Below are 14977 nucleotides of genomic sequence, written 5' to 3' on the forward strand. Positions count from 1 at the left end.
GGGCCGTGTTGAAAGTTTCTTAATCCTATTCGCCTCATAGGGGGCGGAATGGACGAGAAAACCGCCCTCGCTTCCACGCCCGGCGCCGGACAGCGGCTGGCCTTCAGGCCTCGCTCGACCGGTACGCTGAAGCGATTGCAACACCTGCTGTGGGCGGGTGCGGTGGCGTTCGCCATGTTGGCAGTATTCCTGCTGGAGCCCGTCACCCAGCTGTCCTGGCTGATCCAGTCCCGCCTCGGCGGACACCAGCCTTCGGGCGATATCGTCTTCGTCGGAACCTCCTCCAAGGTCGAGGAACCTTCGCAGGTCGGGGAACGCCGCGAACTCACCAGGGCACTGCACGAACTCGACGCACAGGGTGTCGGCAAGGTCTATGTCGATTTCGTCCTGGCCGAAGGTGCCAGTGAACAGGTCGACGCCGACCTTTCCGAAGCGCTCGCCCAGCTCGGCCCCCGGGTCGTTCTGGTGGACCAGATCGAGCTTACGTCCGATGGCCTGAAGCGGAAGCTGACCAAATCTGACCCGAAATTCCGCACCGACCATGCGCGGGTCGTCTCCGAACGGACACCTAACTACCTCGGTTACATGTGGCAGGATTTCTTCGCGTACGACCAGGAAGTCAGCGAAGGTCGCAAGTCACTGGCCGCGTCGCTGGCTGGCGTCGAAACCTTCAAGGAACCGATGTTCCAGATCGACTATGGCTTCGATCCTTCGCGAATTCCGGCGCTTGAACTGGACGAGGTGACCGGCAGGGCGACAAGTCCCGTGATCGATCTTTCAGGCAAAACCGTGCTTATCGGCCCTGCCGCCGATGCGAGCGGATCCGGCCTGAAGGTTCCGGGCCTCATCGGCGCACCCCCAAGCTTTGTATCGATCTACGCCGCAGAAGCTCTGAAGTCCGGCCGTACCGGCTTTGTCGGCGGACTTACCATCCTGGCATTCTTGTGCGGCGCAATGGCGCTGATCATCCTCGCCAATCCGGTCAAGGGCGTACGGCGCGCACTGTATCTCGGTGTCGTCCTGAGTCTTCCGGCCCTGATGATATTCGGCGCCAACACGGGCGTCCGGGTGGAGATCACCTATGCCCTCGCGCTCCTGCTCGTTTACGCCGCGCTCCGTTCGAGGGCCCGGTGGAGGCTTCGTGTCGCCAGCATCGATAGCGAGACCGGCCTGCCCAAGCTCCGCATCCTTGAACAGATCATCGCCAAGACGCGGCCCCAGTCGGGGCATATCGTCGTCGCAAGGCTCCACGGGTTCGAGCACGTCATCAAGACCCTCGGATCGACCGAGCGCGCACGCTACGTGCACCGGCTGGTCGACCGCCTGCGCGCGGCAGACAGCGAACTGACGATCTATATCGAAGGGCACTACCTTGCCTGGCAGTCGGACGAGGCTGAAACCGACCGCCTCGTGGACCACCTCGAGGGGTTGCGTGCAATTTTCGCCGCGCCCATCCAGGTGGGTGAGGAAAGCGTCGATGTCGGCATTACCTTCGGCCTCGCGGACCTCGGAGCCGTCGGACTGAACGCCGTTCCCGCGGCCGCGGCGGCTGCAGAGGAGACGTCCGAGGCCCATCGCCCTATCAGGGTCGCCGAAGTCGGTTCGCGCCATGACGAGCTGTGGGACATCTCCCTGCGCGCACGCATCGACGATGCGATGCAGGCAGGGGAGATCTACTGCGTCTACCAGCCCAAGATCGATACGCTTGCCGGCACGCTGACAGGCGTCGAGGCGCTGGTGCGCTGGCACGACCCCGAACGCGGCTTCATTCCGCCGATGAAGTTCATCGCCCAGTGCGAAAAGGCCGGGCGGATGGAGCACCTCACCAGCTACGTCCTCCAGACGGCCTGCAATGCGGGCCGCCTGCTCCACTTCCGCGGCACGGCGATTTCCATGTCCGTCAACATCTCGGCGACATTGCTCGGCGACATGCGCATCGTGGGTATTGTGCGAAACACGCTGCAGGCGACGGGCTTCGATGCACGCTACCTTATCCTGGAAATCACCGAGACATCGCGTATCGGTGACCTCGAAACGGCGGCGGCCATCCTGACCGAATTGAAGGCCCTTGGGCTACGTATTTCGATCGATGACTTCGGTGTCGGCTCTGCCAATTTCGAAACGCTTTTCGAATTGCCTTTCGACGAACTGAAAATCGATCGTCTGTTCGTGGATTCTATTAGTCGGAGCGCGAAGGCCAGGGCCATTACTTCTAGTATGGTTGCCATGGGCAATGCAGCGCGAATCACCGTGGTCGCTGAAGGCGCGGAAGACGCAAAAACCCTTCAAATCCTTAACGAAATCGGCTGTCGCTACGTCCAGGGCTATGCCTTGGCCCGCCCGCTATCCCTAACTAACCTGTTGGAATACAAGGTTTCTTCAAAAGAGGTCGCTTCGGGAACATAGTTAAGGCTTTACAAACAAGCTTGGTTAATGGATTGCTCACTGTTGAAACCACAACAGGAGGCAAACCATGTGGAATTTTTGGGAATGGCTGCTCGGCAAGCCGCCGCGCGGCTAATCAGCCACAAGAACGAATTTTAAAGGACCCCGTTTCGGGGTCCTTTTTCGTTTCCGGCGGGCTCACTCTGGCAGCCTAGAAACTCTCTGCCCGCCTCGCCGTTGGTCCGGCATGGCCATTCAGATCGACAGCAGTTTCGCCTTCTCGCTGGAAACAACCACGGACGTGCTTCTCCAGTTCGAGGCGGCAGCGATCCCCGAACAGGTGCTTGTCGTAAGCGAAACCGAGATCACGCCGACAGAGGAACGCGCCAGCGTCCCAGCGCAGGACGATATCGGCAATCGTATCTGGCTGCGCGCGCAGGGCAATGTCGAGGTCAGTTACCGGGCACAAGTCGAGCTGAGACGAAAAGTGGCAGACTTGTCATCGCTCGCCCCCCTCCCACCGCATGACCTTCCGGGAGAGGCGGTCGAGTACCTGTTCGACAGCCGGTATTGTCCCGGCGACAGGTTCCAGGCCTTCGTCGACGGCGAATTTGCAGGCACTGACGGGGGCGCGCGTGTCGCTGCAATCCGCGACTGGATCGCGGGGAAATTTTCCTACGTTCCAGGCTCCTCAGGCCCGCAGACGACAGCACTCGACAGCTTCGTAGAACGCAGGGGCATTTGCCGCGACTATGCGCACACGCTCGTCGCAATGGCCCGGGCTTCCGCGATCCCTGCTCGCTACGTCGCCTGTTATGCGCCGGGTGTCGAACCGCAGGACTTCCATGCGGTGGCAGAAGTCTTCCTCGCCGACCCCAGCCGCGCAGGCGGCGGCACATGGCAAGTCGTCGACGCCACGGGCATGGCGGACCCGGCCGAAACCGTGAAGATCGGGGTAGGACGCGATGCCGCGGATGTCAGCTTTCTCACCTCTTTCGGGCCGAGCGATTTCCTCCGCTCCTCGGTCGCCGTAAGCAGGGTGTGACACGAATAGGAATGCACCTGTCTGGCGCGCTGCTGCGCGCACTGGTAGGCCGCAATCCGAAATGGGGAGAATTGCCGACCATGGACGCTCCATGCACGAAATAGGGTTCACCGCAGACCGCCTGCTCCTGTTCGGGGCCACCGGCGACCTGTCGCAGCGCATGCTCCTGCCCTCGCTCTGTGCGCTGAATTCCGATGGCCTGCTCGATCCGGCCCTGCGCATCGTGTGCACGGCGCGTTCGGAAATGAGCACTCTCGAGTTCCGCAATTTCGCGCGTGAGGCACTGGAGAAGTTCCTGCCCAAGCAGCGCCGCGGCGGCATGGCGGATTTCCTCAACCGGCTGAGCTACGTGCCGGTGGATGCGACAACACCTGAAGGCTACGACGAACTGGCCAAGGCAGTTGGCGACTACACTGGCCTTGCAATCTTCCTATCGACCGCGCCGAGCCTGTTCGAAACCACGATCAAGGGCCTCGAGGGGGCCGGCCTGACGCAAGGAAACGTGCGCATCGGCCTTGAAAAGCCGCTCGGCGTAGACCTCGAAAGCAGCTGCGAGATCAACGATGCGGTCGCGGCCGCATTTCCTGAGCACCGCATTTTCCGGATCGACCACTATCTGGGCAAGGAAACGGTCCAGAACCTGCTGGCCCTGCGCTTTGCGAACATCTTGCTCGAGCCGGTGTGGAACTCCAACTACATCGAACACGTGCAGATTACCGTAGCCGAAACGGTCGGCCTGGAATCGCGCGTCGCCTATTACGACGACAGCGGCGCGCTGCGCGACATGGTGCAGAACCACATGCTGCAGCTGCTGGCGCTTGTCGCGATGGAGCCGCCGACCAGTTTCGATGCGACAGCCGTGCGTGACGAGAAGGTCAAGGTGCTGCGCGCCCTGCGCGAAGTCAGCAAGGACGAGGTCGTCACCGGCCAGTACCGCGCCGGCGCCGTCGAAGGCAAAAGCGTCCCCGGCTACGACGAGGAACTCGGCAAGCAGAGCGACACCGAGACTTTCGTGGCGGTGAAGGCCCACGTCGACAACTGGCGCTGGCGCGGCGTGCCCTTCTACCTGCGCCACGGCAAACGCCTGCCCGAGCGCGTGACCGAAATCGTCATCCAGTTCCGCTGCATCCCGCATTCGATCTTCGAAAGCCGCGGTGCAACAACACAGCCGAACCGGCTGGTGATCGAGATCCAGCCCAAGGAAAACATCCAGCTCACCATGATGGCAAAGGTCCCGGGCCTGGGGCGCGAAGGCCTGCGCTTGCGCCCGGTCCCGCTGGATATCGCCATGCCCGATGCCTTTTCGGACACGGTGCGCCGGATTGCCTACGAACGCCTGCTGCTCGACCTGATCGAAGGCGACCAGACGCTGTTCGTTCGCCGTGACGAGGTCGAGGCGCAGTGGGAGTGGATCGACCAGATCCGCAAGCTGTGGGCCGACCATGAAATGAAGCCCAAGACCTATTCCTCAGGCACCTGGGGGCCGAGCGCGGCAATCGCGCTGGCCGAACGCGACGGGGTTACCTGGCACGATGACTAAGCCGCTCAATAACGTGATCCACAAGGTGACGCAGCGCGTCATCGCCAATTCGAGGGACAGCCGCGCGGCCTATCTCGACCTGACCGACCGCGAAGGCGACCGGCAGGTGAACCGCCATTCGCTGTCCTGTTCGAACCTTGCCCATGCCTTTGCCGGCGCGGAAGAAGACCAGCAGGCCATCAAGGCGGCACGCGGACCCAACCTAGGCATCGTGACCTCCTATAACGACATGCTATCGGCCCATCAGCCCTATTATCGCTATCCCGAAAGGATGAAGATCTGGGCGCGCGAGGTCGGTGCAACCTGCCAGGTCGCAGGCGCAACCCCCGCTATGTGCGACGGCGTGACGCAGGGCCAGGCGGGTATGGAGCTGTCGCTTTTCAGCCGCGACACCATCGCCCTTTCGACCATCATCGCGCTGAGCCACGCCATGTACGACGGGGTCGCCCTGCTCGGCATCTGCGACAAGATCGTGCCGGGCCTCCTCATGGGTGCCCTGCGGTTCGGCCATGTCCCGGCTATCTTCATACCGTCGGGCCCGATGGGTACAGGCATTTCCAACAAGGAAAAGCAGCGCGTCCGCCAGCTTTACGCCGAAGGCAAGGTCGGCCGCGACGAACTGCTCGAAAGCGAGAGCGCGAGCTACCATTCGCCGGGCACCTGCACCTTCTACGGCACGGCTAACTCCAACCAGATGATGATGGAGATGATGGGCCTGCACGTCCCCGGCGCGGCTTTCGTCCCGCCAGGTGCCAAGCTGCGCCAGGAACTGTCGCGCGCGGCGACCCACCGGCTGGCATCCATCGGCAAGGACGGAGACGACTTCCGCCCCCTCGCCCGCGTGGTCGACGAAAAGGCGATCATCAATGCCGCGATCGGCCTGCTGGCGACCGGCGGATCGACCAACCATGCGATCCACATTCCCGCCATGGCACGGGCAGCCGGCATCCGCTTCGACTGGAGCGATCTTGCCGAGCTGTCGACAGCCGTTCCGCTGGTGGCGCGGGTCTATCCGAACGGTTCGGGCGACGTGAACCACTTCCACGATGCCGGCGGCATGGGCTACGTGATCGGCACGCTGCTCGACGAAGGCCTCGCCCACGGCGACATCCTCACGGTCTGGAGCGGTGGATTCGAAGCCTATTCGCGAGAACCGGGAATGGACGGCGATGCGCTGACCTGGCGCGATCCGGGCCCCTCGGGCGATACCGAGATGCTGCGTCCCGCCTCCGATCCGTTCCAGCCCGATGGTGGGATGCGGCTTGTCGAAGGCAACCTTGGCCGCGCCTGTTTCAAGTCCTCGGCAGTCGAGCGCGAACGCTGGACGATCGAGGCGCCCTGCCGCGTGTTCCAGGACCAGCATTCGGTCAACGAGGCATTCTCGAAGGGCGAACTGGACCGCGATGTCGTCGTCGTGGTCCGTTTCCAGGGGCCGCGGGCGAACGGCATGCCCGAGCTGCACAAGCTCACTCCCGCACTTGGCGTGTTGCAGGACCGCGGCTACCGCGTCGCGCTCGTCACCGACGGCCGCATGAGTGGGGCGAGCGGCAAGGTGCCGGCTGCCATCCACTGCACGCCCGAAGCGCTGGGCGGCGGGCCGCTCTCGCTCCTGCGCGATGGCGATATCGTCAAGGTCTGCGCGGAAACCGGCACGCTGTCTACGACGGCCGACCTCTCGAGCCGCGAACCGGCGGCCGAACCGCAACCCGAAACCGGCATGGGCCGCGAATTCTATGCCATGTTCAGGGCCAATGCCGACGGCGCCGAACAGGGTGCCTCGTCAATGCTAGCCATGGCAGGATTGTAAATGATGGACCTCGTCAGCGTCGATATCGGGGGCACCCATGCCCGCTTCGCCATCGCCACTATCGCGGATGACGGTTCGATCAGCCTGGGCGAGCCGGAAACCCTGCACACGGAAGACCACGCCAGTTTCCAGACCGCCTGGGAGGATTACCGCGACCGCATGGGCGGGACCTTGCCCCCACGCATCTCGATGGCGATTGCCGGTCCGGTCGGCGGCGATGTCATCCGCTTCACCAACAATCCCTGGATCATCCGGCCCGCCCTCGTGAAGGAAAAGCTGGGGGTCGAGGCCTATACCATCGTCAACGATTTCGAGGCGGTCGCGCATGCGGTCGCCCGCGCGAGCGAGGACCAGTTCGTCCATATGACCGGCCCCGAAGGCCCGCTCCCCCCCACCGGCCGCCTGACCGTGCTTGGGCCCGGGACCGGCCTCGGCGTAGCGCATCTCTACCGCGAGCCAGACGGCACCTATCGCGTGTCCGCCACGGAGGGTGGCCATATCGATTTCGCCCCGCTCGACAGTATCGAGGACGCGATCCTTGCCCGCCTGCGCAAGCGCCACACCCGCGTTTCGGTAGAGCGTGTGGTCGCGGGACCCGCCATTTCCGACATCTACCAGACGCTCGCCGCGATGGAGCACAAGGCCGTGCCCGAGATCGACGATATCGAGATCTGGACCAAGGGCATGAGCGGCGAGGACAGCCTCGCCTCGGCCGCGGTCGATCGTTTCTGCCTGTCGCTCGGCAGCGTTGCCGGTGACATGGCGCTGGCCCACGGCGCGAAGGGCGTGGTGATTGCCGGCGGGCTCGGTTTCCGCCTGCGCGAAACACTGCTCAAATCCGGCTTTGCCGAACGCTTCCGCGCGAAAGGCCGTTTCGAGAACATGATGGCCGGCATCCCGGTCAAGCTTATCGTCCACCCGCAGCCCGGCCTGTTCGGCGCGGCTGCCGCATTCGCTTGCGAACACGCAAAGGCCGCCCAGTGACCCATATCGCCGATATCATGCAGACCGCCCCGGTGATCCCGGTCATCGTGGTCGACGAAGTCGAACATGCAGCGCCGCTGGCCCGCGCCCTTGTGGCAGGCGGATTGCGGGTCCTCGAGGTCACGCTGCGCACGCCCGCTGCGCTCGATGCCATCCGCGAAATGCGCAAGGTCGAAGGCGCCATCGTGGGGGCAGGCACCGTGACCAACCGGCAGGAACTGGACGCGGCCATCGAGGCGGGTAGCGAATTCATTGTCTCGCCGGGCCTCACCGACACGCTCGGCAAGGCTGCGATCGACGCGGGCATTCCCTTCCTGCCCGGCATTGCCAATGCAGGCGATATCATGCGCGGACTTGATCTCGGCCTCACCCACTTCAAGTTCTTTCCTGCCATGGCGGCTGGAGGCCTGCCGGCGCTGAAAGCGCTTGCGGCGCCCTTCGGCCAGTGCCGGTTCTGCCCCACCGGCGGCATCACGCTGGAAAACGCGCCCGAATGGCTCGCATTCGACCCCGTGCTGTGCGTCGGCGGAAGCTGGGTCGCACCGCGCGGTCCGGTCGACGAGGCCGCCGTGGAAACCGTGGCGCGCGAAGCGGCCGCGCTGGGCCGGTAAGAAGGGCGCTGCGGGGCGTTCCGATACGGGACTGCCCCCGCCGAGCCTTGGAAATCCGGTTCTTGGCCGCCTATACTTGCGGCCATGACAGCGATTCTGAAATGGGTTGGCGGCACTACATTCGTGATCGCACTGGGCATTGCCGCCCTCGCCTATGGCGTCTCGTCGCAGGCGGAGCCCGAAGCCATCGCAGTCCCCGCAGCCGCCTCGATCGAGCCGGAAGGCGCGATCCTCGCCAAGCTGGAGGCCGATGCGCGCCGCCCCTTCACCATCCGCCGCATCCTGCCTATCGAAGGGCCGATCAACTACGGCGAATGGCATTGGGACGACGAGGGCGTGCCGGAAGGCCCGCTGCTCATCACGGTGGACCTGCAGGCGCGCACCATCTCGATCTTCCGCGACGGCTATGAAATCGGTGCCGCCGCCGTCATGCTCGGCACGGACGAACATCCCACGCCCACCGGCACTTTCCCGATCCTGACCAAGGAACGGCACAACGTATCAGAGAAATACGGCAATGCGCCCATGCCCTGGACCCTGCGCCTGACCTGGGACGGCATTGCCATCCACGGCGGTTCGGAAGTGGAGAACGGCTATGCCAGCCACGGCTGCGTGGCCATTCCCGATCCGCTGGCGGCCAAGCTGTTCGAAATCGCGCAGAAGGGCGACAAGGTCATCATCACCGATGGCAAGCGCATCGGCGTGGGCGACCCGATCATCTAGCCCGTGCGGCGCGGCACCTCGCGCCGGAATACCCAGAGCCGCTCGCCATCCTGATCGCGCACAAAGGCTTCGATACCCGCGACGTTGGACTTGCGCCCTGCCCTCAGCGCTTCGACCAGCTTCGCGGCTGCGCCCAAGTCGATCTGCGCCCCGAAACCACGGAAGATCGACCTGATCACACCGCCTGCGACAAGCGTTCCGCCGATGCCGGTCTGCAGGGCGCGATAGGCCGTCTCCTCCGCCCCGGCTTCCACGCGCTCGGAATATTCACGGCCGACCATCCAGTCGATCGTGTCCTCCGCCTCTCCCAGCAGGCGGGCGGATTTCGCCACCCCGTCGAAGTCGATCCAGTCCGCTTCGGACAGGGCCTTGCGAATGCGGATGCGGTCGAAAGCGTCGTTCTCGTTCGACGGATCGTCCACGGCGTTCCAGCCTGCCGCCTCGACGATGTCACGCAGTTCCTTCCGGCGCCAGCCAAGCAGCGGACGGATCAGGCGCAGTGGCATCCCAGGAACGGTGCCGAGCGCGCGGATGGAGGAGAGGCCGGAAACCCCGCTGCCGCGATTGGCGCGCATGATGAAGGTTTCGACCTGGTCATCCATCTGGTGCGCCGTGGCGAGCCCGTCGAGCCCGCGCTCCTCGCACCATCCGCCCAGCGCGGCGTAGCGCGCCGCACGGGCCCGGTCCTGCAGGTTCCCGCCCTCAACGCTCACCGGAATGATGTGGTGTGGGACGCCGAGTTCGCGGCAAAGCGCGGCGACGTGTCCGGCCTCTGCCGCACTTTCCGGCCGCAGCCGGTGGTCGACCGTCGCCGCTTCTACGCGACCAGGCAGCGCGGCATGGGCGAGCAACAGCAGTGCGAGGCTGTCCCCGCCGCCCGACACGGCGAGGCCGAGCCGGCTCTCCGGCTGGTCGAGGAATGGCCACAAAGGCTCGAGATCGGCACGAAACCTGTCAACGAGCCCTTGTGGCAGCTGCATGTCAGCTACAGGTCACCTTGCCGAGATTGCGCTCGTACTGGCCCTGCAGGCGCCCGGCAGCGAGCGCCGGATAGGCCTCGCCGAATTCGGCGAGCGCGATGCAGGCGCGCTTGGTGTCCTTGAGTGCGATCATGGTTTCGGCGAGGTAGAGCAGGCTGTCGCCAGCGCGGGCACCGCTCTTGTCCGACTGGTAGTTCTTGAGGAACCACGGTGCCGCTTCATTGGGCTTCTTGTCGTCCAGATAGGCGCGGCCCAGCAGGTTGCGCCCGTAGGTGGTGCGCCAGTGGCTCGGGTAGCGTTCGACGAAGAGCGTCAGTTGCTGCTGCGCTTCGGGGAAGAAGCCCGCTTCCCAGAGGCGGAAGCCGTAGGAGTATTCGTCATCCGCCGGATCGTCGGTCTGGGGTTTGGCGATGGCCTGGACCGCGGCAACGCGTTCCGGGCTCGGCTGCGAAGCGGCGGGCTGCTGGGCTGCCGGCTGGGCGGCGGGGCGCTGCGTTGCGGCAGGCTGCGTGGCGGGCCGGCTAGCCGGCTGGGCAGCAGCCACCTGCGCAGGTGCCGTTGCGGCAGTGCCACCGGCTTCGAGCACTTCGATCCGCTCTTCGAGCAGCCGCATGGCGTTGCTGCCGACCTCGTACTGCGCGGTCAGGCGCTGCAACTGCGCCTCCAGCGCGTCGAGGCGGGTAAGGATATCGGTCACCGCGGTCGTCGAGGTGGTGCTGGCCGTGCTCGGCTGGGCGGCAGGCTGGCCGGTGATCTGCGGTTCGAAATAGCGGCCGTCCCCGCCCGGGAAGACCTTGCGCTGGAGCGCGCGGACTTCCGCCTCGAGCTTGCGGATGCGGGCCTCGCCGTCGTCCTGTGCAGCGACCGGCATTGACGTCGCCGCCATGGCCAGTGCGATCCCACCGAGACCAAATCCGCGTGCAATGCGCGTGATCTTCACGCCCGTTCTCCTCATGTCGAAAATCAAAGTGAATCTAGCCCTAGCCCCGCGAAACTGTCGAGGGGATGAAGGCGGTTTTCCGCCGCGATCAGGTTGCCGGAGTCGCTGCGGCTGCAGGCGTCGCGGAGGCGGTCGGCGTAGGAGCCGGGGCAGCGGGACGCGCAATCAGTGCCTGTGCGCTTACCGGCACGTCGCTGACCACCGTGTCTTCTTCGGACAGCCTGGGGACGGGGCGCCCGCCAATCGTGATGGCGAAGGCATAGGGGCGCCCGGTGCGGATTTGCGGCCCTTCCGCATCCGCCGGAACCGTGAAGGTGTCGCCCTTGTCCATCAGGCCTTCGAACAGGCGTTCGCCCTGCGCATCGTAGAAACGCACCCAGGTACCATCCATTTCGCTGGTGAAGACCACCGGTCCGCCGGTCGGCGTGGCTGCCGGGGCAGGGGCCGCCTGCTGCGCGCCTTCATTGGCCGCAACCTGCTCGGCCGGGTCCTGCAGCGGTGCGGGGCCGAGGCCGGGTGCGAAATAGCTGCGGTAGAAGGCATAGATGCCGCCCATCAGCAGGATCGCGGCGAACACGGTGAACCATGCGAGGCCGCGACCGGGGACGCGGGCCGGATCGCCCGGTTCGAACTTGGCCGGGGCATGGCGATTATCGCCGCCGTCCTGCGCCAGTTCCACGCGCACCTGGTCGAGGATCTCGCGCTCGTCGAGGTCCATCGTGCGCGCATAGGTCCGGCTGAAACCGATCGCATAGGTGCGCGAAGGCAGGGCCGCGAAATTGCCCGCCTCGATGGCCTGGAGGTGCCTTTGGGGGATGCGCGTTTCTGCGGCGACCTGCTCAAGCCCGAGGCCCTTTGCCTCGCGTGCCTGACGCAGCCGCTCGCCAGCGCTGAGCGCACGCGTGCCTTCTTCTTCGACGATGACGTCTTCTTCTTCCATGCGATTCCCGAACCTTAGTACCCGGCGGGTTTTTCCCGCTCCCGTGCGCGGTAGAATGGGAGTGACCCCCTACCTGTCAAGCACAGATAGTATCACAGACCGGACGCAGGGACGAGGCGCGCCGCGCGAGCGACGAAATCAGTCGAGTTCGATGTCGTTCGCCACGGCCCATTCCGTCAGCGCCGCCCGCATGTCTGCCGGCGGATTGAGCAGCAGGCGCTGCATATGCTTGGTAAGGTCGGGCAGGTAGACCTTGCGCACCAGCTCCTTGATCGGGCCCACGGCTGCCGGCGTGATCGAGAAGCGGGTGTAACCAAGCCCCATCAGCGCGAGCGCTTCGAGCCTGCGGCCGCCCATCTCGCCGCAAATGCCGAGGCGGACCTTGCTGCCGACCATCGCCTTCGACACGCGGTCGAGGAAGCGCAGGATCGCAGGGCTCAGCCAGTCGTAGCGTTCGGCGAGCTTGGGATTGGCGCGGTCGGCGGCAAACAGGAACTGCGTGAGGTCGTTCGTGCCGACCGACACGAAGGACACCTTGGGCAGCAGCAGGTCGAGCACCTCGGCCAGCGAGGGCACTTCGAGCATGCAGCCGTATTCGATGCTGTCGGGCATCTGCCTACGCCGTTCGCGCAGGAATTCGGCCTGGTCTTCGAAAATCTCCTTGGCCGCATCGAATTCCCACGGTTCGGACACCATGGGGAACATGACCGAAAGCTGGCGGCCCGCCGCCGCTTCGAGCAGGGCGCGCGCCTGGACCTTGAGCAGGCCTTCGCGCTCGAGCGAGAGGCGCAGCGCACGCCAGCCCATCGCCGGGTTCTCGTCCCGCTCGGCCGTGCTGTTGTCGAGATAGGGCACGGCCTTGTCGCCGCCGATATCGACCGTGCGGAAGATGACCTTCTTGCCGTCCGCTGCATCGAGCACGTCGCGGTAGAGCCGCATCTGCCGCTCGCGCTGGGGCAGGGTCGAGGAGACGAGGAACTGGAATTCGGTGCGAAACAGGCCGATCCCGTCCGCGCCGGTCAGCTGCAGCGCGCTGACATCGTCGCGCAGGCCCGCGTTGATCATCACAGTGATACGCGTGCCGTCGCGCGTGAAGGGTTCGACATCGCGCAGTTCGGCATAGGCCGCCTGCTTCTCGCGCGTCTTGGCAAAGCGCGCATCGAAAGCATCCCACATGGGCTGCGAGGGACGCAAGGTGACCGTGCCCTTGTCCGCATCGACGAGGATTTCGTCGCCCTCGGAGACTTTCGAGTTGATCCCGTGCACGCGGCCGAGGACCGGAATGCCCATGGCCCGCGCAACAATCACGACATGCGCGGTGAGCGAACCTTCCTCCAGCACCACGCCCTTCAGACGACGGCGGTCGTATTCAAGCAGTTCGGCAGGGCCGAGATTGCGCGCGATCAGGATGGTGTCTCGACGGAGCCCCTGCGACGCCGCCGTGCCCAGCTGCCCCGAAACGATCCGCAGGAGACGGTTCGACAGGTCCTCGAGGTCGTGCATGCGATCGGCCAGCAGCGGATCGTCGATCTCGCGCATCCGCATGCGGGTGCGCTGCTGGACGCGCTCGATCGCCGCTTCGGCAGTGAGGCCGCTGTCGATCGCCTCGTTGATCCGGCGGCTCCAGCCTTCATCATAGGCGAACATCTTGTAGGTCTCGAGGACCTCGACGTGTTCGCCGCCCTTCCCGAATTCCGGCTCCTTGGCCATGGCATCGATCTGGTCGCGCATCTTGTCGAAGGCGCGGTAGACGCGCTGGCGTTCCGCCTCGACGTCTTCTGCAACGACCTGGTCGATCTCGATGCGCGGCTGGTGGAAGACGGCAGCCCCTGCCGCCAGCCCCTTCACCAGCGTCAGCCCTTCGAGGATTTCGGTTTCGGTCGAGGCCTCGCCAAGGTCGAACGCGCTCTCTCCGTCGACCAGTTCCTTGTGGGCGATGAGTTCGGACAGGATCATTGCCGTGGTCTGGAGCGCCTCGATCTCCACGTCCTCGTAGCGGCGCGGCTCCACGTGCTGGACGCACAGCACGCCCACTGCCCGTTCGCGATAGACGATCGGAACCCCGGCGAAGGAATGGTATTTCTCCTCCCCCGTTTCCGGACGGTAGAGGAAGTCCGGGTGGGCCCGCGCCTCGGCAAGGTTCAGCGTCTCGATGTTCTTGGCAATCGTGCCGGTCAGCCCTTCGCCCACTGCCATGCGGGTGACGTGGACCGCTTCGGGGTTGAGGCCGCGGGTGGCGTAAAGCTCCAGCGCACCTTCGCGCAGGAGGTAGATCGAGCACACTTCGCTGGTCAGCGCATCGGCAATGATATCGACCACGCGGTCGAGCTTGTGCTGGGCATGGGTGCGCCCTGCCATGACTTCGTGCAGGCGCGTGAGAATCTGGCGAGCGGAGGCAACGGCGGACATGGCTCGCTGCTATATCAAAAAGGGACGCCGCGAAAGCGGGACGCGGGGTCTTTGCCCCCGCCCCGCTCGCGATATCATGCGCTTAATGCGCGGCGAGTTCTTCCTTGATCCTGAGCTTCTGCTTCTTGATCTGCTGGATCATCGCGATGTCGGGCGCAGGTCGGGACTGTTCGTCGTGCAGGCGAGCTTCGAGCCCGGCATGCTTGGCCTTCAGTGCGTCGACATGTGATGAGTGCATCGGATGGTCTCCTTCGTAGGTTGCAACCCCTCAAAGGCGACTCGTAACGTTGCGGAACGAGCCGCAGACCAATTATCAAATCACATTCTTGCGAATTTACAAAGCGCCCTCTTCGGGCCATGCGACGAAGCGAGATTCGGGGAAGACGACGGTGAACGAACAGGAGCTGCGCAAGAGGCTGGAATTGCTCCGGAGCGAGCATCGCGACCTCGATGTCGCGATCGTCGCTCTGTCCGAAGCGGGCGAGAAAGGCGGCTTCGTCGACCAGCTGCAGATCGCGCGCCTCAAGAAACGCAAGCTGCAGCTGAAGGACCGCATCTCGCTGATCGAGGACAATCTGATCCCCGACATCATCGCGTAAGGCCCCGCGTCTCA

General features: G+C 64.7%; 13 protein-coding genes. 8 read left to right on the forward strand and 5 right to left on the reverse strand.

Annotation, left to right across the window (positions count from 1 at the left end):
• The first annotated feature begins 48 nt into the window (after positions 1–48).
• From LCL94_RS04130 to LCL94_RS04160, 7 genes are all read left to right on the forward strand, one after another.
• Positions 49–2406: an EAL domain-containing protein gene (locus LCL94_RS04130; RefSeq protein ID WP_224831098.1), complete on the forward strand. Its 2358-nt coding sequence runs from the start codon at positions 49–51 to the stop codon at positions 2404–2406.
• Positions 2407–2632: 226 nt separating this feature from the next.
• A complete protein-coding gene (locus tag LCL94_RS04135; protein ID WP_224831099.1) occupies positions 2633–3430 on the forward strand; it encodes a transglutaminase-like domain-containing protein in 798 nt (265 codons plus the stop codon).
• Positions 3431–3521: 91 nt separating this feature from the next.
• Positions 3522–4970: a glucose-6-phosphate dehydrogenase gene (gene zwf, locus LCL94_RS04140; protein WP_224831100.1), complete on the forward strand. Its 1449-nt coding sequence runs from the start codon at positions 3522–3524 to the stop codon at positions 4968–4970.
• Positions 4963–6777, forward strand: a complete 1815-nt coding sequence (gene edd, locus LCL94_RS04145) for a phosphogluconate dehydratase (RefSeq protein ID WP_224831101.1) — start codon at positions 4963–4965, stop codon at positions 6775–6777. Before zwf ends, edd begins: the two co-directional genes overlap by 8 nt.
• Positions 6778–7761 (forward strand): glucokinase, encoded by a 984-nt coding sequence (gene glk, locus LCL94_RS04150; protein ID WP_224831102.1) that lies wholly within the window; start codon positions 6778–6780, stop codon positions 7759–7761.
• On the forward strand, positions 7758–8372 hold the full coding sequence (gene eda / locus LCL94_RS04155) for a bifunctional 4-hydroxy-2-oxoglutarate aldolase/2-dehydro-3-deoxy-phosphogluconate aldolase (RefSeq protein WP_224831103.1): 615 nt from the start codon (positions 7758–7760) through the stop codon (positions 8370–8372). The genes glk and eda overlap by 4 nt, the downstream gene beginning before the upstream one ends.
• Before the next feature lie 84 nt (positions 8373–8456).
• The gene (locus LCL94_RS04160; RefSeq protein WP_224831104.1) at positions 8457–9095 is read left to right on the forward strand and encodes a L,D-transpeptidase family protein; all 639 of its coding nucleotides are present in this window, start codon (positions 8457–8459) and stop codon (positions 9093–9095) included.
• On the opposite strand, the gene tilS is transcribed toward LCL94_RS04160, so the two are convergent.
• The 5 genes from tilS to LCL94_RS04185 all read right to left on the reverse strand — a co-directional run bounded on the left by tilS (position 9092) and on the right by LCL94_RS04185 (position 14602).
• Positions 9092–10075: a tRNA lysidine(34) synthetase TilS gene (gene tilS / locus LCL94_RS04165; RefSeq protein WP_224831105.1), complete on the reverse strand. Its 984-nt coding sequence runs from the start codon at positions 10073–10075 to the stop codon at positions 9092–9094. The two genes, LCL94_RS04160 and tilS, sit on opposite strands and share 4 nt — an antisense overlap.
• A gap of 1 nt (position 10076) precedes the next feature.
• Positions 10077–11030, reverse strand: coding sequence for a tetratricopeptide repeat protein (locus tag LCL94_RS04170; RefSeq protein WP_412070772.1), 954 nt, complete (start codon positions 11028–11030; stop codon positions 10077–10079).
• 73 nt (positions 11031–11103) lie between these two features.
• On the reverse strand, positions 11104–11955 hold the full coding sequence (locus tag LCL94_RS04175; RefSeq protein WP_224831106.1) for a helix-turn-helix domain-containing protein: 852 nt from the start codon (positions 11953–11955) through the stop codon (positions 11104–11106).
• 138 nt (positions 11956–12093) lie between these two features.
• The gene (ptsP, locus tag LCL94_RS04180; RefSeq protein WP_224831107.1) at positions 12094–14364 is read right to left on the reverse strand and encodes a phosphoenolpyruvate--protein phosphotransferase; all 2271 of its coding nucleotides are present in this window, start codon (positions 14362–14364) and stop codon (positions 12094–12096) included.
• A gap of 82 nt (positions 14365–14446) precedes the next feature.
• Positions 14447–14602 carry a YdcH family protein gene (locus tag LCL94_RS04185; protein WP_160608133.1) on the reverse strand — a complete coding sequence of 52 codons (156 nt, stop codon included), beginning with the start codon at positions 14600–14602 and terminating at the stop codon, positions 14447–14449.
• 151 nt (positions 14603–14753) lie between these two features.
• Here LCL94_RS04185 and LCL94_RS04190 point away from each other — a divergent pair, with 151 nt between their 5' ends.
• Positions 14754–14963, forward strand: a complete 210-nt coding sequence (locus LCL94_RS04190) for a YdcH family protein (protein ID WP_160608134.1) — start codon at positions 14754–14756, stop codon at positions 14961–14963.
• The last annotated feature ends 14 nt before the right edge of the window (positions 14964–14977 follow it).

Source organism: Qipengyuania gaetbuli (genome assembly GCF_020171365.1).
Lineage (GTDB): Bacteria > Pseudomonadota > Alphaproteobacteria > Sphingomonadales > Sphingomonadaceae > Qipengyuania > Qipengyuania gaetbuli_B.